This is a genomic window from Glaciibacter superstes DSM 21135 (assembly GCF_000421145.1).
Lineage (GTDB): Bacteria > Actinomycetota > Actinomycetes > Actinomycetales > Microbacteriaceae > Cryobacterium > Cryobacterium superstes.
The window spans coordinates 63,236-86,029 of sequence record NZ_ATWH01000005.1 but is presented as its reverse complement, the minus strand read 5'-3'; the positions used below and the strand labels follow the sequence as shown (position 1 = coordinate 86,029).

Sequence of the window (22,794 nt, the reverse complement as noted above, 5' to 3'; positions counted from 1 at the left end):
ATCAGTGCCACCCGACGAAGACCGACCCGGCCTCGTAGGTCGCGACGGGGTTAGCGAACGGCATCGGCTCGTTCTGCTCCGCCCGGGCGAGGTAGAGGCCAGGCAGACCGGCCAACATCTGCGTGATCGCCTGACGGATCTCGAGGCGCGCGAGTTGCTGACCGACGCATCCGTGGATGCCATGCCCGAATCCCAGGTGGCCGTATGCATCCCGCGTGATGTCGAAATCGTCGGGATTCTCGAAACGCCGATCATCGTGGTTCGCCGCCACCGGCGACACCGAGACGGAGTCGCCCTTGTCGATGTGCACGTCGCCGAAGTCAACGTCTTCTGTGGCCGTGCGAGCGAAGAGCGTGATGAACATCGCCCCGTACCGCATGAACTCTTCGATGGCACCGGTGATCAGTGTCGGGTCGTCCCGCAGGGCTACCAGCTGATCGGGATGTGAGAGCAGCGCGACCGTTGTCGTGGCGATCATGTAGGCAACCGAATCGCGGCCAGACGTGAAGAGCACGTGGGTCACACCGGCAACCTCGGCATCGGTCAGGTCGGAACGAATCAGCTCGCTGAGCACGTCGCCGCCGAGGTTCGCACGCTTGATGGCGAGCACCTCACGAACGAACACCATCTTCTGTTGCGTGGTCGCCGTGCCGACGAAGAGCGTCGTGAACTGCTCGGCGTGGCTCGAGGGAATCCCGAGAACACGACAGTGGACCGCCGCCGAAATGGGTACTGCGAAGTGTTCCGTCAGATCGGCAGGCGACCCTTGTGCCTTCAGGTGTTCGAGCTGGGCAGCGATGATGGCTGCGACGTCGGCCTCGTATCCGCGCACCGCGCGCACCGAGAATCGGCCAAGGATTGCTCGTCTGACGCGGGCGTGCTGGGGCGAGTCGAGTGCCAGTAGGTTCGCGACTTCCATCGCCGCGAGCGCCTCGTCGTCGATATCGGGCTCATTGTCGCCGTCCACTCGTAGTTCGCCTGGCATGCGAGATGGACGCTGGCTGAACCGACTGTCTTCGAGCACGAGGCGCGCGAGCTCGTGACGAGTCACGATCCAGCCTTCGTGGCCGTCTGTGTAGTGCAGGGGCGTTGCCGCGGCCTCCTCACGCCACTTGGCGAGAGTGGGCGAGGGAGTAAGTGGAGTGCCGTCCGTCGGAATCGTACGGATGTCGTGGTGCGGGCAGCGGGCCACGGCGGGCGGCGAGGTGGCGGGCGGCGAGGTGGCGGGCATCGATACTGCTGGCGTCGATACGGAGGTCGAATCTGTCATGCGACCATGCCTTCTTTCACGATTTCGCTTCCTTTCACGGCTTCGGTGGCCTCGACTGGTTGTTGGACAACGTGCTGAACAAGTCGTGCACGTTCCTGACGGAATTCGCGGGGCATGTTCCAGCCGACGAGGCCGGTGGGTTGTCCTCGCAGGATGGTCGCGGCCACGAATCGGCGCTCGGCCGGGTCGCCGGCCAACACGGTAAGCGGGAGGTTCGGATCGAGGCGCCCGTGCACCAGGATGCGATTGCCGAAAAGCTCCGACCAGAACAACGGGACGATCGGTGCGGTCCGCTCTCCGGTCACGATCAGCCGCGCGACGGCGTGCGCCTGCTCGATGGCCGTGGCCTGGTGTTCAACGCGACGCGCTTCACCGGTGACCGGGTCGAGCCAGCGAGCGACGTCGCCGACGGCGTAGATGTTCGGCGCCGCGACGCCGTTCGCGTCGCACAGCACACCGTCGGAGATGTCGATGCCGGTGCCGGCAAGCCAGTCAACGGCGGGCGAACAGCCGATGGCAACGACGACAACGTCTGCGGGAACGACCGACCCGTCCGACAGCCGCAGCGCGGACACGGTTTTGTGACCGTCTGCGTCTCGGCTCTCGATCTCGTCGACGTCGACGCCCACACGCATCCGTACGCCGTTCTCACGTAGGAGCTCGGCAATCATGGCCGAGAGATGTCCTCCGGTCTGGCCGAATCGTGCCTTCGCGGATCGCCCGATGAGCGTTACATGGTGTCCGGCGCTGCGAACGGCCGAGGCAATCTCGCAACCGAGCACACCGGCGCCGACGACCGCGACCTGAACGGCAACCTGGCCGGCATCGCCCAGATCCTGCTGCAGCGCCAGTGCATCGTCGGCTGTGCGGAGGGAATGGATGCCCCGCACGCCGTGCGAATTCAGCAGTCGCCGGGCAGTCACACCCGTTGCCGCCACGAGATGTTCGAACGGCTCTGCAACGCCGCCGACGGTGACGGTGCGGGCCGCGACATCGACGGCCGTCGCACGGTGGGCGCGCAGGTGCTGCACGCCGAGGCGTTCCAATTGGTCGGCCTCGCTCATCGTCGTTTGGTCGATGCCCCACGTTCCGGCGAGCACCTGTTTCGACAGCGGCGGTCGGTTATACGGCATCCGGTCTTCTTCGCCGACCAGGGTGAGTGGGCCGGCGTAACCTTCGCTGCGCAGCCCCTCCGCCGTCGTCAGGCCGGCCAGCGACGCACCGACGATGACGACACCTGCGCCCGAAGTCTTGTTCACGCCGACTCGGTGATGGTGATCGCGCGTGCAGGACACAAAGATGCCGCGCGGCGAGCGATCACGTACTGAGACTCGGCAGGCTCGTCGCCCAGGAGTACGACGATACCGTCGTCATCCTGATCGAACAGATCGCCGGCGACGAGAGCACACTGCCCCGCACCGATGCAGGTCGCCGTGTCGGCGCTGATCTTCATCACTGTCCTCCTGTTGCGCTGGCCGCACAATGGCGACCTTCACAGGCTAGGAGCGCCGACCCGATGGCGGCCATGGCTCCAGGTAGCAAAACATGGATATTTCGACCATCAGCGACACCGTATTTAGGCGTAAGAGCGGCCGGGGTACAGTGATCATATGGAGACCGCGAGCGCGGACGGATCGATCCCACTTCTACGTGATGGAGAATACGACGCAGGGGCTCACCACGGCGGACCGGTGGTCGTCGCCGCGAACTGGTATCGATTCCGCTCGGGCCAGCACATCCGTCATTCGCACGTCGAAAGCGTGTCTTTCGTGTGGGTGGTGCAGGGCTCGGGAACGATTGTCAGTGGCGGTGAGAGTTTCGCCCTGACGAGCAATACCATTCTGCGGTTGCCCTGGAAGCACGAGGTCGACTATCGACCCGATCCGCTCTCCCCTTTCCAGGTCGGCACCATTCATCTAATCCCGGAGCATGACGCTTCCGTTCCCGTGGATTTCCGGGTTGGTGTTGGAACTTCCGATCCACTCATCGACGCCGCATGGCGCCGCGGCCCTGCCCAGCCCGGCCCGGCCGTAGCGCTCTCGAGTCGCGCGGTCTCTGGTCGCAACGTGATCACGCTCGCCTCGTACTGCATTGAGCGCTTTCTCGCGGAGCGCGTGAGCGAGCCCGCGATGCGCTCGCTCGCGTCATTGATCTTCGAAGAGAGCGCCGAGTGGGGAGAAGGGGGTGCGACCGCTAAAGCCGTGCCCACGGTTCTCGAACTGATGATCGACCATATCCTCGCCAATCTGGATCGCCACCTGACGGTCGCCGAGGTCGCCAGGGTTGGCCAGTGCAGCTCGACCACCGCGGAGCGGCTCTTTGCCCGCTACACCGGGCTCTCCGTGCTGTCGTGGTCGCGCCGGCGACGGATGCAGGAGGCTGCGCTCCTGCTTCGAACCAGCGGCCTGCGCGTGAACGAAGTCGCGCGCCTGGTCGGTTACGCCGACCCGCTCTACTTCTCGCGGGTATTCACCGCGGTGCACGCCGTGCCGCCCAGCCGGTACGCCAAAGAACAACTCCGCCCGTAGATAATCCCGGCAGCGTGCAGTGCCTGCCCTTTAGATCAAGCCGTGGCGAGCTGCCCAGACGGCGACCTGGATCGGGGCGCGCGCGCCGAATCGATCGCACATGGCTTTCGTGCGACGCCGCACAGTCCTGCTCGAAAGATTGAGTCGCTGCGCGACAACATCGATCTGATGACCGTCAGCGACCATCGTGCTGCGGCAGTCCCCCGATTCGGAAGATGCGGGCGGTGCACAGCGCGTCGCGCTCTTACAGGCGGCGCGTCGCCGAATTCTCCGAATCCGGGGACAGGAACGGATGCGGAGGAGGATGCTGGCAGACTTCACTGGACACTAGCTCGCAGCTCGCTTTCGAATCCCGGCAGGTCCTGCTCGACAGTGTCCCGGATGATCGTCAGATCAATGTAGGCATAGCCATGCGCAATGCGATTGCGAGTAGCCCAAATTACCTTCCACTCGTCACCGAAATGGTTCTGGCGAAAGGACGCACTCGTAGTCGAGATTGCTTCGATCGCGGAAGCGAGCCGCAGGCTGACGGCATCGGCGATGGTTTGATCTGCAAGGTCGCCTCGCTCGAGGTGTCGCCGGAGTACGTCGATATGGTCGAGAGCCTCGCGCACGAGTTCCTCGTCCGATCTGCTCACAGCGGTATCGCTTCGCGCATCACACGGTCCTCCAGATGTGAGCGTAGGCTGCTCGCCGACACAATGTCCACGTCGGCGCCGAGCAGCTCACCGAGCGCGATTTCCAGACGGGCCAAGGCGAACAGGCTGGTCCCCGGTGCGACATCTACGAGCAGATCGATGTCTGATTCGGAGTCGTCAGTCCCGAGAGCAACACTGCCAAATACGCGGAGATTCTTTGCCCCGTGCGCCATCGCCATATCGACAACCGCCTTGCGGTTTCGAGTGAGCTCCCGAGCGAGAGGCGAACTACCGTGAAAACGCAGAAGGCGAGATACCTCAGGTTGACTTCGCCCGATCGCTGCCGCGATCTCTCGTTGCGTCAACCCCGCCAGGGAGCCAGACCTCGCTGCCTCCACCAGTACGCGACGAGAGCGCTCATGCAGTTCATCGGCAGCGCGCCCCTGCGAGCGCAACTGCTCGGCCATCCGCGCGTCTCCGCTCATATAGCAAATACTATCGCATTAGTAGATAATCCGGGCAGCGTGCAGTGCCTGCCCTTTAGATCAAGCCGTGGCGAGCTGCCCAGACGGCGACCTGGATCGGGGCGCGCGCGCCGAATCGATCGCACATGGCTTTCGTGCGACGCCGCACAGTCCTGCTCGAAAGATTGAGTCGCTGCGCGACAACATCGATCTGATGACCGTCAGCGACCATCGTGAGAATGCGCAGGTCGCTGGCATCCAGCGCTGGCCCACTCGACCGCGCTGGCCCACTCGATTGCACGGGCTCAATCAGCTGCGCTGGCCGGCGCGCGGCGGTGACTGTCACTGATGTTCCTCTTCGTCGAGTCGAGCGACCTACTGGCTCATCCCTCGCCGGATGGTCAGTGCCGACGAGTATGTAAAACGTTTCATTAGGATTTCGGAAATACCAGTGATCTGTCAAGTGCACACACCTCGCCAGACGACTGCGCCTGGTGGTCGATTGTCGCCGCGCTGCCCCGGTGTGTCCACTTGCGGCCAGTGTTCACGCGATTCATTGCCCCCGCGAACGGGGGACGACAGGCTGTGTAGACGCGAAATGGGCTCCGCCCTGGCGGGAAGGAAAGTCATGCACACGGGTAGAAAACGATTCAGGGGAATCGCGGCGATTGCCACGACAGCGGCCCTGCTTCTGAGCGGTGTCTCCGCGGGGGCAGCGGCAGCTTCGCCACGACCAGCGGAGCACTCTGTTCTGCAGAGCGAAACCGAGCCGCCTGTAACACAGCCGTCTGAAACAGCACAGCCGTCTGAAACACCACAGCCGACCGAAACACAGGTGCCTGAGTCACCACAGCCGACTGACGTTCCGCAGCCAGCTGCCGAATCAAGCGCTGGCGTCGCATCCGTCGCTGTGGCAGACGAAGTGATCACCGTCGCCGGCTCGGTCGGCGCTGAGCAGGCCGGCACCGACGTTGACGTGTTCGTCTCGAGCGCACACTCAGCCGCGACCACCGAAGACGCGCAGGAGTTCGGCACCACCGTTGCCGGTGCAGACGGCTCATTCTCTGTCGAGGGGCCACGCCTTCAGGCAGACGGAACCGACAGCCTCTACGGGCAGTTCACCGCGGCAGTCGATGGCACTGCGATCGGTGCGCCGCACTTCGCAGACGACCTGCAGTTGACACCGGCAACTACGGCGGACTTTCCTCAGGTGCTGGACAAAAAGGGCCTTCAGGTGCAGATGTCAGACGATGCTGAGAGCCTCGGTGTGCAACACGCAGCGATCAACCTCGACCTGGCCGCCATCATGCTGAACAAGAAGACGAGCGACGACAACATCGCCTTCGCCAGCGGCGGCCAGGAATACTATTTCGACGCCGCCGAAGTCGAAGCGCTCGATACACAGATCAAGGCGGTGTCGGACAACGGCACCCTGGTCAACTTGATCGTGCTCCTTTACGAACACGATGACGAGCCAGACAGCGCTGCAAACATCCTGATTCACCCAGATGCCTCACGCGAGCCCGGCGCCGGACCTGTGTTCGGGTTCAACACCGCCACCGACAAAGGCATGAAGTACACGACAGCTGCGATGGAGTTCATCGCGAGCCGCTGGTCGCGTACCGATGAGGAGTTCGGGCGTGCCGTCGGTTTCATCGTCGGCAACGAGGTCGACGCGCAGTGGATCTGGTCGAACTCGGGCGAGAAGACGATCGACGAGTTCCTGAATGACTATTCGCGTGCGTTGCGCATCATGTCGCTGTCATCGCGCAAGTACTACGACAAAGCGCGCACATACACCTCGTTGACACAGCACTGGACGGTTCCGGCCGGGGGAAATGCGACCCGCTTCTATCCGTCTAGAGACGTGATCGACAAGCTGAACGCGATCTCGAAATCGGGCGGCGACTTCCCGTGGTTCCTCGCGTTCCACCCGTATCCCCAAGACCTGTTCAAGCCCGATGTCTGGAATGACACGAATGCGACAGACAGTGTCGACAGCAAGCTGATCACATTCAAGAACATCCAGGTTCTTCCGGAATACTTGGCATCGAGCGAACTGATGTACGAGGGCGAACCACGCCGGATCATTCTCTCGGAGCAGGGCTGTCACTCACCTGGACCGGGCAGCAATCTCACTCCTGACGCGGAGAAATTGCAGGCAGCATGCTTCGCATACGCCTATTACAAGATTCGATTCCTGCCGTCGATCGACAGTTTCATCCTGCACCGCCACGTCGATCACCAATTGGAGGGCGGATTGAATCTGGGCCTGTGGGCGTCCGACTACACGACGGACAGCCCGAATGCGCCGTTGCGTCAGAAGTACAGCTATGACGTGTTCAAGTACATCGACACGGCACGCTCGCTCGAGGTTACGGAGTTCGCCAAGGAAATCATCGGGATCGATGACTGGGCAGATGTGATCGACGGTTTCGACCCGGCCGTGCTTGACGAGCGGCCGATCACGACCACCGTGGGAACACGCGTCGACGGGCGAGAAAGTGGCTCCGATTCGCTGGGTTCGTTTGACAGCGACGAGAACGGCTGGGAGCCATCAGACAACGTGGCTGAGGCGACCGCAGGCGACGGCGTACTGCACGTCGTCGACGCGCCTGAAAAATTCGCCAAGCAGCGGCGAAGCGTCGCCAAGACGTTCACGGAGGATGACGCGATTGCGGCCAGCGGCTGGCTCAGTGCCTCCGTCAGGATTCCGGCCGATACCGAACTGGGCACAGAAATATTCGCAGGGATCAGGGCAACGACATCCTCCGGCCAGGTGGTCGAGGGTGAGGCCCGGGTTCTGGCCGATGGCGAGTTCCATTCCGTCGCGCTGCAACTGCCGGAGGCGGTTGCAGGTGACAGCCTGGCCAGGCTGAAGGTCATGGTTCGCGGCACCGGGACATCCGAACCGGTGACGTCCTTCGATATCAAGTCAGTCTCGCTGTCGGAGTCGGTCGGCAAGTCCCAGTCTCCGAACGTTGTGGTTGCTGCCGCAACGGACAGTGCAGAACTCGTCGGGTCGAAGCTGACGGTGACTCTCACCAACCTGGACGTGGATACGCTCCGTGGTGCCGTGCGTATCCCGGACGACTGCGGTGATTTCGACGTGCGCGGGAATGCTGCGCATATCCCTCAAACGCCGACAGGAGGCGTTGCCACGGTGGACTTCACCGTCAGTGCAGTTCGCGGTGACGCGAGCACGCTCTGTGTGAGTCTCGGACGTGACACCGTCAAGGCGACGGTGACGATACCTCCACCTGCGCCGAACGGGGCGTACGACTTCGAAGTCGATACGCAGGGCTGGGAGGCCGGAGCAGAAGTCGACTCCATCGCCCGGGTCACGAGTTTTGCCAACGGCCCAGGTACGCCGCACGGCGGCGTCGGAGCGCTCGAAGCAACGAGCTCGCCCACTCCAGCGACGACTCCGCGGGTCATTTCGGCGACACCGGCGAAACCGGTCGATCTGAGCGAGGCGAAGTCGGTGTACGTGTGGGCGGACTCGTACGGCGGTGCTCCGGGTGCCACCGGGTATGTGGCCACGTTCACGTTGACCGCTGCGGACGGCACCACCGTGACGCAGAAGAACACCGAGTTCTCACCGGACAAATGGAATGAACTGTCGATCGATGTGAGCGATTGGGACTCGCGCAGTGCCGTGATCTCGTTCGAGGTCTCGTTCGCCGCGATCGGGACCGACTATCCCAATTGGGTTCCCAAGTTCCAGATCGACGATGTGGGGTACTTCACGAACTAGTCGACACCGGGGCCCGGGGAGGCCAGCGCGTCGCACCCGTGCGGTCACATCGTCGGTCTGAACACTCAGACAGACGATGTGGCCGCACTCGTGCGTACCCCGCACGCTCAAGGTCACCCCATGCCGGGCACGGCAGACTCCTCGCGTGAATCGATTAAGAAAGCATCGCGAATTTCACTGCATGCCCACACGTGCACGCTCACGTGTAGAGCCCCTCGCGCATCACAGGAACTCTACGGAACGACGATCGCTTTCAATGTCGCCGGATCGCCTGCCGCATTGAGCGCAGACTCAACGTCGTCGAGGCCAAATCGTCCAGTGACAAGAGCGTCGAGGTCTACGCGACCAGACGACACCAGTTCGATCGCGAGAGGCCAGGTATTGGCGTAACGAAACACCCCGGTCAGTTCGAGTTCCCGATTCTGGATCCGCGAAACGGGGAGCTCAACGTCGTCTGCACCCATACCGACGAGCACGATCCGGCCAGCCGGCGCAACCGCCATGACTCCGGCTCGCACCGCTGGCGCTGCTCCAGAAGCGTCAATGAAGGCATCCACTTCGAGGCCCGACGTCGCGATATCTTCGACCATTGGATCAATCACTCGGGTTGCACCGAACCGCTTGGCGCTGGCGCGTCGGTCGGCAACCGGGTCACTCACGATAATTTCGCTTGCGCCGAAGGCGGAAGCGACCTGCGTGATGATGATCCCGATGGGTCCGGCTCCCGCGATCAGAATCCGTGAACCGGGCCGTGTGTGCGCCTTCTGATTCGCCCAAATTCCGACAGACAACGGCTCACACAAAGCTGCGGCATCCAAACTCATGGAGGCGGGAATCGGATACGCATAGTCGGCCTGAATTGCCACATATTCCGCGAATGCTCCGTCGATGGGAGGCGTCGCGTAGAACTCCATCGCCGCGCACAAGTTGTAGCGGCCGTTCTTGCATTGCTCGCAGATCCGACAGGCGCGCTGAGGTTCGATCGATACCCTTTCGCCGACACGGGTTTCAGAGATCAGGCTGCCAACGGCGACGATCGTGCCGGATGCCTCGTGGCCGAGGATCAGCGGCTGATCGACAACAAAGTCTCCGATTCTTCCCTCTTGGAAATAGTGCACGTCTGAACCGCAGACGCCGACGGCCGCTACGCGCACCAGAACCTGGTCGCCATCGATCTGCGGTACGTCGATATTCTCGACACCCACCTGACCTGCTCGGCTGAGAATGCTGGCTCGCATTGTCGGATTCTTCGATGACATGTTTGGTTCTCCTGGCGGCATAGCGCGATTCGTAGCGGTGGGCACGGTTACTATAACTTCGACCGTTCACATATTCACAACATGTCCGCTCATCTGAGCGCAAAGGAGTCCCACCCATGGGTCCAGAGGAATCAGTGAAACTCGCATTCGCCGCCAAACGCCATTACATCGACGGCCGCTCACGTGTTGAAATCGCAGCCGAAATGGGCGTGAGCCGATTCAGGGTTGCCCGCATGCTTGACGATGCGCGCGAGGCGGGCATGGTCAACATCACTGTTCGCGCGCCTGGCCCGGTCGATGCCGATCTTTCCAAGCGACTCCAGGACGCTTTCGGACTTCGCCGTGCGCTCGCCGTGGCGACGCCGGTCGAATCACCGGAGCTCGTGCAACAGTACCTCGGTCGAGTTGCCGCTCTGCTCCTGTCGGAGATTGCCGTCGATGGCGACGTGATTGGCTTGACCGCCGGGCGCACAATGAGCGTTATGGCGCGGACGCTTACGAACATCTCCCACTGTGACGTTGTGCAATTGGCAGGCGTCGCCGGCCCTATCCAAAGCACCGCAGTCGACGTCATTCGCCGTGTCAGTCGCGCCGCGGAAGGCAATGCTTTCACGCTGTACGCTCCGCTGGTGGCATCCGACAAAGCCTCCGCGCGTGCCATCCGACGCCAGATCGACGTACAGAATTCGCTGGAGCAGATCAACCGTGTGACGCTCGCAATGGTCGCCATCGGCAGTTGGGCTCCGCCCGACTCTGAGATGTATCACAATGCCGCAATCGGAGGCGAACGGCGTCAACAGCTTCTGGAACGGGGCGTCCAAGCAGAGATCGGCGCGACGCTCATCGACACGCGCGGTCGGGTAGTCGATGACATCGCGGAACTCTGCATCGCTGCCTCAACAGAGCAGTTGCGAGCCATCGGCGAGGTGATCGGTGTGGCGGGCGGCGAGAACAAGACAGAGGCGGTGCGAGTCGCGATCGCATCGGGAGTCATCGACTCACTTGTCACAGATTGCGAGTTGGCACGACGACTGCTCAGCGCGTAAGCCGGGCCGCGCTCATCTGAGCACGGAAGTTTGACGATTGACTTATCAGTGTGTTCTTCTATCGGTTGGAAACGTTCCCGGTCTGCCCAGGCCATCCCGACACGAAGAGGTGAATGCAATGAAAAGGAAGGCTAGGTTCTTACTGATCACGGGTGCAGCGGTGTCTGCTGCTCTGATGCTCAGTGGCTGCGGTCTGGCGAACGGCGGGGGTGGCGGGTCAACAAAACTCGCCGTCTGGCACCAATTGTCCGGTTCCGGTAATGAAGCGATGCAAGCTGTGGTCGACGGATACAACGAGGAACACCCTGACGCCGAGTTCACGAATCGCCAGCTCGCAGACGGCGAAGCCGACACGGTGGTCAGAACCGGCATCTCTGGCAAGAATCCGCCGGCAGTCCTCCAGTTCGAGGGGTTCAAACAGACGGAGGATTATGCCAAGGCCGGTCTCCTGACCGACATCACAGAGTGGTGGGAGAGCAACAAAGACTCATTCTCATACGCGGACAGCCAGTCGGTGAAGAGCCTCTGTTCGTACGAAGGCAAGGTCTACTGCATCCCCCTCGACCTCTACACAAGCAACGTCCTCTACGCGAATCCAGAGATCCTGAAGCAGTACGACATCCAGATGCCGACCAAGGTCAGCGACTTCATTGACATCGCAGCCAAGCTGAAGGGCACGGGTGTCAGTGCCGTGTCCCTCTACAGTGGCGAAGGGTGGCAAGCCGCGCAGTGGTGGTATCTCCTGGCCATCCAGCGCTGCGGCATCGACACCATCAACGCAGCTGCGGCACAAGACGGTGTCACGTGGGATGACCCCTGCTTCCTTCAAGCGGCCGAAGACCTGGCGTCACTCGCGAACGCGGGGGTGTTCCCCGAGGGAGTTGCGGGTTCGGACTACAACTCGATGATGTCGCTGTTCCTTTCTGGGAAGGCGGCCTTCATGCAGACCGGTTCGTGGTTCGAACAGACGATTGCTGAAACGCCACCGCCGTTCGAAGTGCAGGGTGCCGCGTTCCCGCAGATCGATCCGTCCGCTCCATCGGTTGAACAGCTCGGTGGGGTCAACGAGGGCTTTGGTATCCCCTCAGCCGTGGAGGATACCGAAGCCTCATACGCGTTCCTCGACTACCTCGCGCAAAAGTCAACCGGGAAACTGTTCTCCGAGGCTTCTGCGATGAACCTGATTGCGGGGTCAGAAGCTTCTCTGCCCGACGGGCTGAAGCCGGCGTGGGACCAGGCAGCAGCCGCGTTCGAAAGCGGCGGACAAGGCTTCATCACGTACTTCGAGGGCCTTGTTGAACCCGCAGTCGGCGACCAGGCGATGTACAACGGGGCGACTGCCGTCGCCGCGGGCACCATGACGCCGTCGGACTTCGTGACATCGGTGCAGGCCGCAGCTGCCCAGGTAGCCGGATAGCCGCTTGACACATCCTCAAGGCGCGGGTCGCAGTAGCGGCCCGCGCCCCACACCAACAGAAACTCGCGTGGTAAAGATGACAAGCACAACTGTGGTCGCGACGAAGAAGCCAAGGCGGAAGGGCTCGTCAGCGAAAGCGTTCGCCTGGATAATTCCCGGGTATTTCTTCTTCATCGCCTTCCTCCTCATCCCGCTGCTGCTCACGGTGCTGCTGAGCTTTACGGACTGGAACGGTTTCAGCTACGACCAGATCCGCACCAACGGAATCGACAACTACATTCGGCTCGCAAAAGACACTGTCTTCTTGCAGGCTCTCGTGCACAATGTCGCCTTCCTCCTCGGCTCCGTGGTTCTGAAAACCGTGCTCGCCCTCGCGCTCGCGCTGGCGTTCCGACGCGCGTTTCCTCTCAGCAACCTGTTCCAGGGAATCTTCCTGGTGCCGACAACCCTCTCTCTGGTCGTCGTGGGAATCGTGCTCAAGTTCGTGCTCGATCCAAACAACGGACTGATCAACCCTCTCCTGACATCTATCGGACTTGGCTCGTTCGCGGGTTCGTGGCTCGCCGATCCGTCGCGAGCACTTCCGATCCTGATCTTTCTCGATGTCTGGGTGGGATTCGGGCTCTATCTCTTCATCTTTTTGTCGAGCATGTCATCGCTTCCCGGAGATGTCTTCGAAGCAGCAAAGGTTGACGGCGCCGGGAGCTGGAAAGAAACCATCTACGTCACCATCCCTATGCTCGCGGACACCATCAAGCTGGTGGTACTGCTCGCAGCCATCGATAGCTTGAAGGTCTTTGCCACGATCTACGTCAGCACCGGTGGGGGCCCCAACCATGCCACCGAAGTGCTGTCCACGTGGGCGTTCTTCCAAGCGTTCAGCGGAAACCAGGTCGGCTACGGCAGCGCGATCCTCGTCGTGCTGCTCGTGATCACGCTGATACTTGCGTTCTTCTACACCAGACAGAGCCGCGCAGACCGAAAGAGCGGAGACTCAAAATGAGAACGAAAATTCTCCGCCCCGGCATCCGTTATGTCCTGTTGGGCCTGCTCGCGCTCACCATCGTCTATCCGCTCTTCTGGATGGGGACGATTTCGTTCCGCGACAACAGTTCGGCACTCTCAGACCCGTTCGGCCTCGGCGGTCGCTGGAGCTTCGACAACTACGTATTCCTGATCCAGGATGGTCGACTACTGGATTGGATCACCAACAGCGCGATTGTCAATGTGTTGAGTGTTGTGCTCATCGCCGCACTCGCGGCCGTCGCCGCGTATGGCTTCTCCACCTTCGAGTTCCGCGGAAAGCAATTCTGGTTCGGCCTCCTCATCGTCGGCCTGATGGTTCCGCCCCAGGCCCTTGTCATCGCGGGCTACCGCTGGGTCGAGGTGCTCGATATCCAGGATTCACTGCTCGCGCTCGTCGTGACCTACTGCGGGTGGACGCCGTTTGGAATTCTGGTTCTGCGTAACTTCTTCGATTCGGTTCCGAAAGAACTCCGTGAAGCAGCCACCATGGACGGGGCGTCGCACCCTCGGATCTTCTGGCAGGTACTGCTGCCGCTGGCACGCCCGTCACTGGCTACGGTGGTGATCTTCAACGTCATCTGGGTGTGGAACGACTTCATCTATCCGCTCGTCTACATTCAAAGCCCCGACCTTTACACCGTGCCCGTCGGCGTGCTGCAATTCGCAGGCCGGTCAACGTCGCAAATTGCCGTGCAGATGGCTGTGCTCGCCGTGGCGACCGCTCTTCCGCTTCTTGTCTACCTGCTCTTCCGAAAGCAGTTCGTTCGCGGTGTGCTCGAGGGCGCGGTCAAGGGATGACGGCCGATGGAGCTCCTGGACGGCCCAACCGGCCGCCGACCATGAAGGAAATCGCTGTCGCTGCGGGAGTGGGACTCGGAACGGTGTCCCGTGCGCTGTCCGATGGCCACCATGTGTCAGCAGCGACACGTGCCCGCGTTCAGGATGCCGCCCGCGAACTTCGCTACCGGTCGAGCGCGCTTGGCCGCGGGCTCAAGCGGCAGCAAACCGACACCATCGGGCTCATCGTGGCCGACCTCTCCAATCCGTTCTACGGAGAGTTCGCGCAGGGCGTTCTCACGGGAGCGCAAGCTCGCAACCGCCATGTGATCGTTGGATCAAGCGGTGAGGACCCCGCGTCCGAACTCGACTACATCGACTTGCTGCTGGAGCAGCGGGTGGGCGGCATCATCGCTTTTCCCACCGGGCAGAACATCGAATCGTGGGAGGCCGCTCGCGCGCTCGGCGTGCGTATCGTGTTCGCAGACCGCACGATCGACGGGTTTGATGCTCCCTCCGTCGTCGTTGACAACGCCGGAGGAGCCAGGGAACTGACGCAGCACCTTATCGACCTGGGCCACCAAAGGATCGGTTACCTCGGCGGACCACTGGACGTCTCGAGCGGACGGCTGCGCGAGGAAGGCTACCGGGCAGCTTTGGCCGGCGCCGGTATCCCTGCCGTGGAGCTGCTGATAGTGCGACAAGGCTTCATTCGGGAGACCGCGCACGCCCACGCGCTCCGTCTACTCGACGAACGCCCGAGCGCCATCGTCGCCTCGAACAACGTGCTCGGCGAGGCAGTGCTCGCGGCGCTGCGAGACCGCGGCCTTCGTTATCCCGCCGACGTGTCTATCGCGATCTTCGACGATGTTCCGTGGTCACGACTGACTCAACCGGCTATGACTGTGCAGGCTCAGCCCTCGGCGGAACTGAGTCGAACGGCGGTCGAGCTGTTGCTCTCCAACGAAGCCGCGGATGCCGAAATCATGTTGCCGACGCAATTGATCGTTCGTGAGAGCACGCGCACGTTTACTTCTCGCCTTTAGCTGAACAACCTCACCACTAACGTATTGGAGAACACCCACTATGGAACGCAGCGTCTACTTCGACGGATGGTCACCACAGACCTATTGCCAGCACCCCAGCATGCCGCCGCGGCGATTGAGCATGATCGATGATCTCGATGAAATGGGCGCAACCATGCTCGTCTGGGCAGGTCTCGGCGGGGGCTCGATCAGTCTTCCCTACCTCGAAGAAGAGGCGTACGGCGCGATTCCGGCACGCTTTCGCCACTATGGCTACGTCAACGATTCAGAATTCATCTCCCATTCGCGCGCCCGGTCGATCGATCTCTTCGCGATCGTTTTCGAGTCCCAGGCGTGGGAGTTCCCGGCCGAGATCGTCGGCGGCGAGGTCGTGGCCCAGAACGAACTGCGGGGAGTGGCGCCGAAGAGTACCGTCGGGCTCCGAGAGTTCAGCTCTGACACTGGGCCGGCCTCGTGGAAAAGTTTCCGGTCGTACTTTCCTGATGGGCTGACCAACAGTGATGGTGACGATGTCGTTGACCTCTGGGAAGAGGTAGCGTGTCGCGACCTCGAAGGTGCCCCGATCCATGCGCATTGGGTCGAGGTGGCAGTGCGTGATCAGGATTGCTACTACGCCGACCGAAACAACCCTGTGTGGCGCGAGTACCTCAAGGCTGTGATCCGCACCCAAATCGATGCAGGTGCCCGCGGCATACAGCTGGACGAGACTGACACTCCGATGAGTGCGCTCCGATACGGAGGCTGTTTCTGTAAAGACTGTGTTCTCGAGTTCCGCTCGTATCTTCTGGCGCTGGCACCGAACGATCTCCCCGAGGAACTCGCAGGCGTCGACCTCACCACGTTCGATTACCGTGCCTGGCTGCTGGAGCGCGGGCACAAAGCACGCGAGAACCCCCGTGCGCTCCCCCTCTATAAGCACTTCAGCCGCAGCCTTCAGATCGCAATTGCCCGCACGTTCGAAGAGCTGGCACGATTCGCGAAGGATTATGCAGCCTCCCGCGGCGTTCAGATCCGTGTGGGCGGGAACTTCTACGACCTCGCTCCCTACTGGGACCCCATGGTCAGCCACGTGGACGTGCTCGTGACCGAAATGCGTGAGACTCGTTTCCAGCAGCCCTGGTACTTTCGGCACGGTGTCGGACTCTCTCGCGGGAAGCCACTTGTGGCGGTGGAGAATCCATATGGGGGTGTGACCCCGCTTCTTCTCGCCAAGTTGCAGGAGGGTCGTGCGCGCGATCTCTTTCGTCTGACCATCTTCGAAGCGAGTGCGATGGGGGCGAACATGTCTCTCCCGTACGGTTCGTGGCTCGGCACTGAGATCAAGGACTCCTATTGGGTTCCGCGAGATCTCGTGGTGGAAACCGGGCAGTTCCTGAAGCAGATCGATCCTCTGATCTCGAACGTCTCACCTCACCTCACCGCGGTGATCTTCTCCGTGCATAGCCTGATCGACAACGCAATCGATTCAGACCAATTCGCCGATGGCGATCGCTGGTTTCCGATCGTTACTCAGCCGGACGCCCGCCCTGCGTCATATTGGGAGAGCATCGAATCGCTCAGCCGTAGTACCCGTACTTTCGATGTTGTCGTCTTCCCCGACGAGATCTTGCGGGAAAATGACTCCGTCGCCCAGTCACTCGATCGATACGACACCGTCGTCCTTCCAGACGTCTGGGGCGTGAGTAGCAGTCAGCACGCCCAGCTTCTCGAGTATCTCGACCGGGGTGGGCGAATCGTGGTGCACGGCCATTACGGCACGGAGCTCGCTAACGGGGAAGCTGAGCGCCTACTCACTCACGAGGGTACGACCGTGATTAGGTCCGTCGACGAACTGCCTGCAGAAGTCCCCGTCGATGTGATCGCCGATCTGGGCGAACTCGCCGCTGTGAGCTTGCACGAGATTGAAGACGGCGTCGCCCTCCACATCGTCAACTATGACTACGACGAGGCCCAGGATCGAGTGCGGGTGCGCAACAACGTCAATCTTGGCGTCAGTTCACAGAAGCGGGTGACACGAGCGACCGTGCATGCGCCTGGGCGCGCCACCGTCGAGTTGCCCGTGACCGAAATATCCGAAGGACGATGGCACGTGATCGTTCCCGAAATTGCAAGCTACGCAGTTGTGCACCTGCACTGAGCGGCTACCATCGTGACTTTCGCACTGGCACCGGTTGCCCTGAGTTCTAATCAACCCGAGCGTACCTATCGTGGTGGAGAAGGCATCTCGCGTCTCCGTCGGGAAACACAACGCGGAGAATTCCACCCTGAGGACTTCGTCGCTTCGACGACCGAGGTTTTCAGTGGGGGCGGGGTCGGCCTCTCATCACTGCCGGATGGTCGGTTGTTGAGAGATGCCGTCACGGCTGACCCGATCGGGTATCTCGGGCGAGAGCATGTTGCGCGTTTCGGCGCCAGCACCGAGATCCTCGTGAAGATTCTTGACACTGCCGAGCGATTGTTCGTGCACTTTCATCCGGCTGCAGGGTTCGCCGCACAACACCTGTCGCTCGGGCATGGAAAGACCGAAGCGTGGATCGTCGTCGCAGTGCGCGAGATTGATGATGATTCACCTCACGCACATCTCGGTTTCACTCGCGACGTCAGCGAAGGGGAGATTGAGCAATGGGTGGGTGATCAAGGTGTCACAGGGATGCTTGGTGCCATGCACCGCGTCGAATTGCGGCAGGGAAGTACGCTCTTTGTACCGGCCGGCGTGCCGCATTCGATCGGCCCCGGCATCACGCTGGTGGAGTTGCAGGAGCCCACCGACCTGTCGGTCCTGCTCGAAGCGACACAGAACGGACAGCAGGAAGATGCGTTTCTCGGGCTCGATCGCGCGGTTGCGTTATCGGCCTTGGACCGGCATGGCTGGACCAAGGCCGACCTGAGCACGCTGACTGCGACGCGTCAGCGCGCTGATCGCATCGACACGGTGACGCAGCTATTTCCTGCACTGGCTGATCCCTTCTTTAGGGCCGAATGGATCCGCGCAGACGGGTCGGTCCTACTCGATACCGGATATTCGGTGCTCATTGTTCTCGACGGCGCCGGCGAACTCACGTGGGACGGCGGCATTCAACGTGTTCGAGGAGGCGAATCACTGCTGTTACCGCACAGCGTTGGTGACGTTACGTTAAGTGGGAAGCTCAGCGCCATCCGCGCGCGACCGCCAGCGGTCTGAGCGGGTCGCGTATGTCCGTTACAGCTGGGCCGCGCGGTGCGAAGCGATCACGTCTCGGTACCAGTGAGCAGAATCCTTCGGCGTGCGCTCCTGCGTTTCGGGGTCGACCCGCACGATGCCGTACTTCTTGCTGAAGCCTGTACCCCACTCGTAATTGTCCATCAGACTCCACAGGTAATAGCCGCGCACATCAGAACCCTCCGCGACGGCGCGATCGATCCACTCCAGGAAGCCATTGACATAACGGATGCGTTCCTGGTCACGAAGCGGGTCGTCGCCGGGCGCGGCGGGCGCGTCTGGAAGTCCGTTCTCCGTGATGTAGATCGGTCCGCTCCAGCCATAGTCATCGCGCACCATCTGCAGCGCCTCGTAGACGGCGCGCGGGTAGAACTCCGAACCGTCATCGAGAAAGTTGCCGCCGGCGGGCGGATCGCTCTCTGCCCATCCGGTTCCGTCATGCGTCTTCGAATTCACGACTACACGGGAGTAGACGTTCAAACCGAGGTAATCGACGGGCGCCTCGATGATCTCCTGGTCGGTGTCGTGGATCTCCGGAAGCGTTCCCTCCGCCTCCAGACGCGCCTGAATGCGCTCACTGTAGCCACCGCCTCGAAGCGTGTCGAGGAAGAACCGGAAGCCATCGTCTTCGCCCTCGGCCGCCAGTGCGAGGTCTTCAGCAGAATCGGTGGCCGGCTGGCGCTTCCAGATGTCGAGCACAACGCCGATCTCGCCAGGTGACCCCGCCGCGCGGAACGCCTGCACGGCTTTGCCGTGGGCGAGCATCTGGTTGTGCATCGCCGCCCGGCCGGCGCGCTCGTCGTGCAAGCCGGGCGCGAACGCTCCGAGTGCATACCCCACCCACACAGAAATGGGCTCGTTGACCGTCGCCCAACGACCGATGCGATCGCCGAGCGCGTCATAAGCGACCGACGCGTACTCAGCGAACCAATCGGCGACATCGCGATTGGGCCACCCACCGCGGTCTTCAAGCGCCTGCGGCAGATCCCAGTGATACAGCGTGGCGTTCGGGGTGATGCCGGCGGCCAGCAATTCGTCGGTGAGCCTGCGGTAGAAGTCCAGGCCCTTCTGATTGATTCGGCCGACCCCGTCTGGCATGATCCTCGACCAGCTCAGCGAAAATCGGTAGCTGTCGAGCCCGAGCCACTTCATGAGTTCGATGTCTTCTGAGTACCGGTGGTAATGGTCGCAGGCCACATCGCCCGGAATGTCGTTGTAGACCTTCCCCGGGGTGTGCCCGAACGTGTCCCAGATCGACGGACCCTTGCCGTCTTCGTTCCACGCCCCTTCGATCTGGAAGGCGCTGGTGGCGACCCCGAACTCAAACGACGGGGGGAGGTTCAGGAGGCTCATGTGGACTGCCTTTCGTGAGATATCAGAGACGGATGACGGTGGGAATTACGTTCGACCAGGATTCGCACGGGGCCGATCAGCCCGTGCGGCCGCGACGGAACTTCATCGAAGACATCGATCCCGCTCTCGATCACCGCGTTACGTAGCGAGGTTCGAACCTCGATCTCGATTTCCGCTTCATTCACAGCAGAAGTGCCGAGGTCGATGACCGTGTTGCTGACGTACGCCGTGCCGAAGACCCGTCCGCCCACCCGAACGACCGCAGAACCCGCCAGACCGCCGAGGTCGATCTTCGCCGCCCGCCCAGCGAGCCGCTCATCAGGCAGCACAACCCGCGCGCTGTAGCGCCCCACGCCCGAAACTCCCCTGAGCGCCGCGATTCCCCGCCAGTCGCCGGGGCCGACGCCGTCCAGCTCAATCTCGCGCGGGCCACCCGGCTCCTCGCTGACCACGTGCAGGCGCCAGCCCTCGAGCTCCACCGCGGCATCCGCCACCGTCGGCGCGTCGACAACGCGCGCGTCGGCGACGGTCTCGGGCTCCACTCCTACATCGAGCTCGAACACCCGCACCCCGAGCGCGGGAACGAGCGCCTCCACAGTGGTGCGTTCGCCCTCCGCCGCATGCGGCACAGAATCGATGCGCCCGCTCCACAGGTCGAGCTCCCGCACCCGCCCGGCCCCCTCGAGCGACAGTCGCGCCGACACCGGCTGCGACAGCGTGTTGTACACCAGCAGGTAGCGGCACGACCCCGCTTCACGCCACTGGGTGAGCAGCGACTGGCCGTCAACGGTCACCCTCGGCACGAGACCAAGTCGGGTGAAGGCGACGGATGCCTCGGCCAGCGTCTCGACACGCGTCACCGACGGCAGCGCCAGGGCACGGGCCATCGCGGCACACACGCGCTCGTCGCCGGCCCGCCCGTGCGCAAACCCGGAGTCGGCCGATGGCGGCTCGCCGACCACAACGAGGCGCACGCCGCGCTCCGCGGCCGAGGCGAGCGCCTCTGCCGTCTCGGGCGGCAGCATCCGTTCGTCAATGACCAGGCCGCGGTAAGCGGGCCCGTCGGCAAACACGGAAGAACCGGCCGCACCCCCCTCAACAACCCCCTCAACGACCCCGCCCGGATCGATGAACTGCACGCTGAACCCCGCCAGCTCGAGCGCCTCGGTGTCGGCCAGCCGAGCGGGAGCGGTGGCGTCTGCCGTCGCGTCTCGCACTCCGCGCGCGGCCGATGTCAGAAAGCCGTCGCGGTAGACGGCGATGTCCGTGCGCGGCACTCCTGTTTCGAGTACGACGGTGCCTCGCGCCCAGTAGTCGGTGAGGGGTCGCCAGTTCGCCCACTCTGGAAAGTGGGTGTCGTTCCAGCTGTCAGACACGATCTGCTGGAATCGGGTCTGCGTCGGCCAGTCCGCTTCAGGTGATTGTGATGCCACCCCGTGCACGAACGGCTTGGTGATGCCGGCAGCCCATTCCTTTGCGAGCATCTGCTGCAGATCGCCGAGGGTGACCGCGTAGGCCGCCCGAAACTGCGCGCCCAGCTCGGTGCTGATGCGCACGGCGCCTCCCTGGTGGGCTCCGCCCACGACGGAGCGTTGCCAGTCGAGCGCGAAACGCCAGGTGGCATCTGTTCGCGTGAGGGGAACCCGGTCCCCCGAATTCAGCGATTCGCCCTCTGCGCGGCCGCCGGCCCGCACGAAGGCGCGATTGCTCCGCACCGCCTCGAGGTTCTGCCCATACGCCGCTTGTGATTTGTGCCGCAGCCCGTGGCTCGCCGCCCAATCCTGCAGCACCAGCAGGTGATCCGAGATGTAGAGGTCGGTCAGCAGCCGGTAGTAGTCGCGGCGCACCCGCGCGCCAACGCCGGCGTCGAACACGTCACCGGTGTCGAGTTCGAAGTCGGGCACGGGCTCCTCGTTCGGCACCCAATAGCGGCACATGCCGTGCGCGAACAGCAGCGGAAGGTACGGCGTCGGATCGTAGCCGTGGCGCTCAATGAAGCGTTCAAGCAGGTCGGATGTCCAGTACAGCGAGTCGGCGTTCAGCTCCAGCGAGTCCTCGAAAAGCTCCGTGCCGGCTGCGCGCAACAGCTCCAGGTTGTCGGCGCCGATCTGGTGTTCGTCGAGGTACGCGGTGGCGGCGAGCGCGGCGTCACGGTCGAGAAAGTTCGTGACACCCTGTTCGCAGTCACGCATCCAGAACGCGAAGAGCACCCAGTCTCCCTCCCGTGGCTCCCAACGGATAGCAGATCCGACGACCTGCGACGTCAGGTCGATCAGCGAGGCCCCGTTGAGCACGGTCGAAGCCGCGGGCGGCTCGATAACGCGACGACGGGGGGACGCCGGGTCCGCGATCGTGACGACGGATGCCGGTGCGTTGCGTTCCACAACTCGGGCCGCGGTGACGCGCACGAGCGTGGAGAGGCGATCGGCGGCGTCGTTGACGGGCGCGGGGTCGTCGAACTGTGCGGGGTCGTCGAACGCGGCCGGCAAATGCACCGATTCGGTGCGATCGGCGGGGAGTCGCACTGACCCATACTGCAGCTCGCGGGTGGAGAAGGGTGTGCCCGCCGTGGTGTTCGGGGTGCTGAGTGGCCAGGACGCTCCGAGAGTCATCGCCACACCAACACCGAGCCGTTCCGCTTCGAGCAGCACGGCGGTGAGCGCGGTGCGTTGCGCCTCGTCGCCCCAGAACCCCCGGCTGAACGCGATCTCCACCTCCCGAAAGCCGGCGTCGGCGATGGCGTTTAACTGGCGAACGAGTTCTTCGGTCGCAACCGGGCTCTGCCACCACCAGCGTATGCCGGGGCGATCATCGGCCTCTGGCTCGGCGAAACGCCCAGGGTCGAGTGGTTCGAGTCGCACACGAGGGCGATCGAGCACGGTGAGCTCCTTTGCTGAATCGTTTCAGACGGCCTGGATCAGACTACGCCATAACCGCATCCCTTCTGCCGGGGCGACGTCAGACGTACGCTGGCGGAAGACCTCGCGGACGCAGACCGTAAGCAGGCGCGTCGC

The 22,794-nt window shown here is 62.7% G+C and carries 18 protein-coding genes; 9 read left to right on the top strand and 9 right to left on the bottom strand.

What is annotated here, in order from left to right; genetic code table 11:
• Position 1 precedes the first annotated feature (1 nt).
• The 3 genes from K323_RS24995 to K323_RS0108030 are packed head-to-tail and all read right to left on the bottom strand — an operon-like array spanning position 2 to position 2,723.
• Positions 2–1,270 (bottom strand): cytochrome P450, encoded by a 1,269-nt coding sequence (locus K323_RS24995; RefSeq protein ID WP_022884768.1) that lies wholly within the window; start codon positions 1,268–1,270, stop codon positions 2–4.
• Complete coding sequence (locus K323_RS24990; RefSeq protein WP_022884767.1) at positions 1,267–2,529, bottom strand: NAD(P)/FAD-dependent oxidoreductase; 1,263 nt, start codon at positions 2,527–2,529, stop codon at positions 1,267–1,269. The genes K323_RS24995 and K323_RS24990 overlap by 4 nt, the downstream gene beginning before the upstream one ends.
• Positions 2,526–2,723 carry a ferredoxin gene (locus K323_RS0108030; RefSeq protein WP_022884766.1) on the bottom strand — a complete coding sequence of 66 codons (198 nt, stop codon included), beginning with the start codon at positions 2,721–2,723 and terminating at the stop codon, positions 2,526–2,528. The genes K323_RS24990 and K323_RS0108030 overlap by 4 nt, the downstream gene beginning before the upstream one ends.
• A 157-nt stretch (positions 2,724–2,880) precedes the next feature.
• On the opposite strand from K323_RS0108030, the gene K323_RS0108025 reads away from it, so the two are divergent.
• The gene (locus K323_RS0108025) at positions 2,881–3,798 is read left to right on the top strand and encodes a helix-turn-helix transcriptional regulator (RefSeq protein WP_022884765.1); all 918 of its coding nucleotides are present in this window, start codon (positions 2,881–2,883) and stop codon (positions 3,796–3,798) included.
• Between the two features lie 317 nt (positions 3,799–4,115).
• Here K323_RS0108025 and K323_RS28835 read toward each other — a convergent pair whose 3' ends face one another.
• The 3 genes from K323_RS28835 to K323_RS0108005 are packed head-to-tail and all read right to left on the bottom strand — an operon-like array spanning position 4,116 to position 5,246.
• A complete protein-coding gene (locus K323_RS28835) occupies positions 4,116–4,436 on the bottom strand; it encodes a HepT-like ribonuclease domain-containing protein (RefSeq protein WP_022884763.1) in 321 nt (106 codons plus the stop codon).
• On the bottom strand, positions 4,433–4,921 hold the full coding sequence (locus K323_RS0108010; RefSeq protein WP_157509386.1) for a nucleotidyltransferase family protein: 489 nt from the start codon (positions 4,919–4,921) through the stop codon (positions 4,433–4,435). Before K323_RS0108010 ends, K323_RS28835 begins: the two co-directional genes overlap by 4 nt.
• 55 nt (positions 4,922–4,976) lie before the next feature.
• Positions 4,977–5,246, bottom strand: coding sequence for a helix-turn-helix domain-containing protein (locus tag K323_RS0108005; RefSeq protein ID WP_022884761.1), 270 nt, complete (start codon positions 5,244–5,246; stop codon positions 4,977–4,979).
• Positions 5,247–5,735: 489 nt separating this feature from the next.
• On the opposite strand from K323_RS0108005, the gene K323_RS28830 reads away from it, so the two are divergent.
• On the top strand, positions 5,736–8,657 hold the full coding sequence (locus K323_RS28830; protein WP_022884760.1) for a DUF5722 domain-containing protein: 2,922 nt from the start codon (positions 5,736–5,738) through the stop codon (positions 8,655–8,657).
• Between the two features lie 233 nt (positions 8,658–8,890).
• Here K323_RS28830 and K323_RS0107995 read toward each other — a convergent pair whose 3' ends face one another.
• A complete protein-coding gene (locus K323_RS0107995) occupies positions 8,891–9,916 on the bottom strand; it encodes an NAD(P)-dependent alcohol dehydrogenase (RefSeq protein ID WP_022884759.1) in 1,026 nt (341 codons plus the stop codon).
• Positions 9,917–10,050: 134 nt separating this feature from the next.
• On the opposite strand from K323_RS0107995, the gene K323_RS0107990 reads away from it, so the two are divergent.
• The 7 genes from K323_RS0107990 (at position 10,051) to K323_RS0107960 (ending at position 18,409) form a co-directional block, all read left to right on the top strand.
• The gene (locus K323_RS0107990; RefSeq protein WP_169515626.1) at positions 10,051–10,962 is read left to right on the top strand and encodes a sugar-binding transcriptional regulator; all 912 of its coding nucleotides are present in this window, start codon (positions 10,051–10,053) and stop codon (positions 10,960–10,962) included.
• Between the two features lie 118 nt (positions 10,963–11,080).
• Positions 11,081–12,379 (top strand): ABC transporter substrate-binding protein, encoded by a 1,299-nt coding sequence (locus K323_RS0107985; RefSeq protein WP_084697102.1) that lies wholly within the window; start codon positions 11,081–11,083, stop codon positions 12,377–12,379.
• A 76-nt stretch (positions 12,380–12,455) separates the two neighbouring features.
• Positions 12,456–13,382: a carbohydrate ABC transporter permease gene (locus tag K323_RS0107980; RefSeq protein WP_022884756.1), complete on the top strand. Its 927-nt coding sequence runs from the start codon at positions 12,456–12,458 to the stop codon at positions 13,380–13,382.
• Positions 13,379–14,203, top strand: coding sequence for a carbohydrate ABC transporter permease (locus tag K323_RS0107975; RefSeq protein ID WP_022884755.1), 825 nt, complete (start codon positions 13,379–13,381; stop codon positions 14,201–14,203). Before K323_RS0107980 ends, K323_RS0107975 begins: the two co-directional genes overlap by 4 nt.
• A 41-nt stretch (positions 14,204–14,244) precedes the next feature.
• On the top strand, positions 14,245–15,228 hold the full coding sequence (locus tag K323_RS0107970) for a LacI family DNA-binding transcriptional regulator (RefSeq protein ID WP_026851399.1): 984 nt from the start codon (positions 14,245–14,247) through the stop codon (positions 15,226–15,228).
• Positions 15,229–15,268: 40 nt separating this feature from the next.
• Complete coding sequence (locus tag K323_RS24975; RefSeq protein WP_022884753.1) at positions 15,269–17,365, top strand: type 1 glutamine amidotransferase family protein; 2,097 nt, start codon at positions 15,269–15,271, stop codon at positions 17,363–17,365.
• Between the two features lie 12 nt (positions 17,366–17,377).
• On the top strand, positions 17,378–18,409 hold the full coding sequence (locus K323_RS0107960; RefSeq protein WP_022884752.1) for a hypothetical protein: 1,032 nt from the start codon (positions 17,378–17,380) through the stop codon (positions 18,407–18,409).
• An 18-nt stretch (positions 18,410–18,427) separates the two neighbouring features.
• Here K323_RS0107960 and K323_RS0107955 read toward each other — a convergent pair whose 3' ends face one another.
• Positions 18,428–19,780, bottom strand: a complete 1,353-nt coding sequence (locus K323_RS0107955) for a GH1 family beta-glucosidase (RefSeq protein WP_022884751.1) — start codon at positions 19,778–19,780, stop codon at positions 18,428–18,430.
• Positions 19,777–22,659, bottom strand: a complete 2,883-nt coding sequence (locus K323_RS28825) for a glycosyl hydrolase (RefSeq protein WP_022884750.1) — start codon at positions 22,657–22,659, stop codon at positions 19,777–19,779. Before K323_RS28825 ends, K323_RS0107955 begins: the two co-directional genes overlap by 4 nt.
• Between the last annotated feature and the right edge of the window lie 135 nt (positions 22,660–22,794).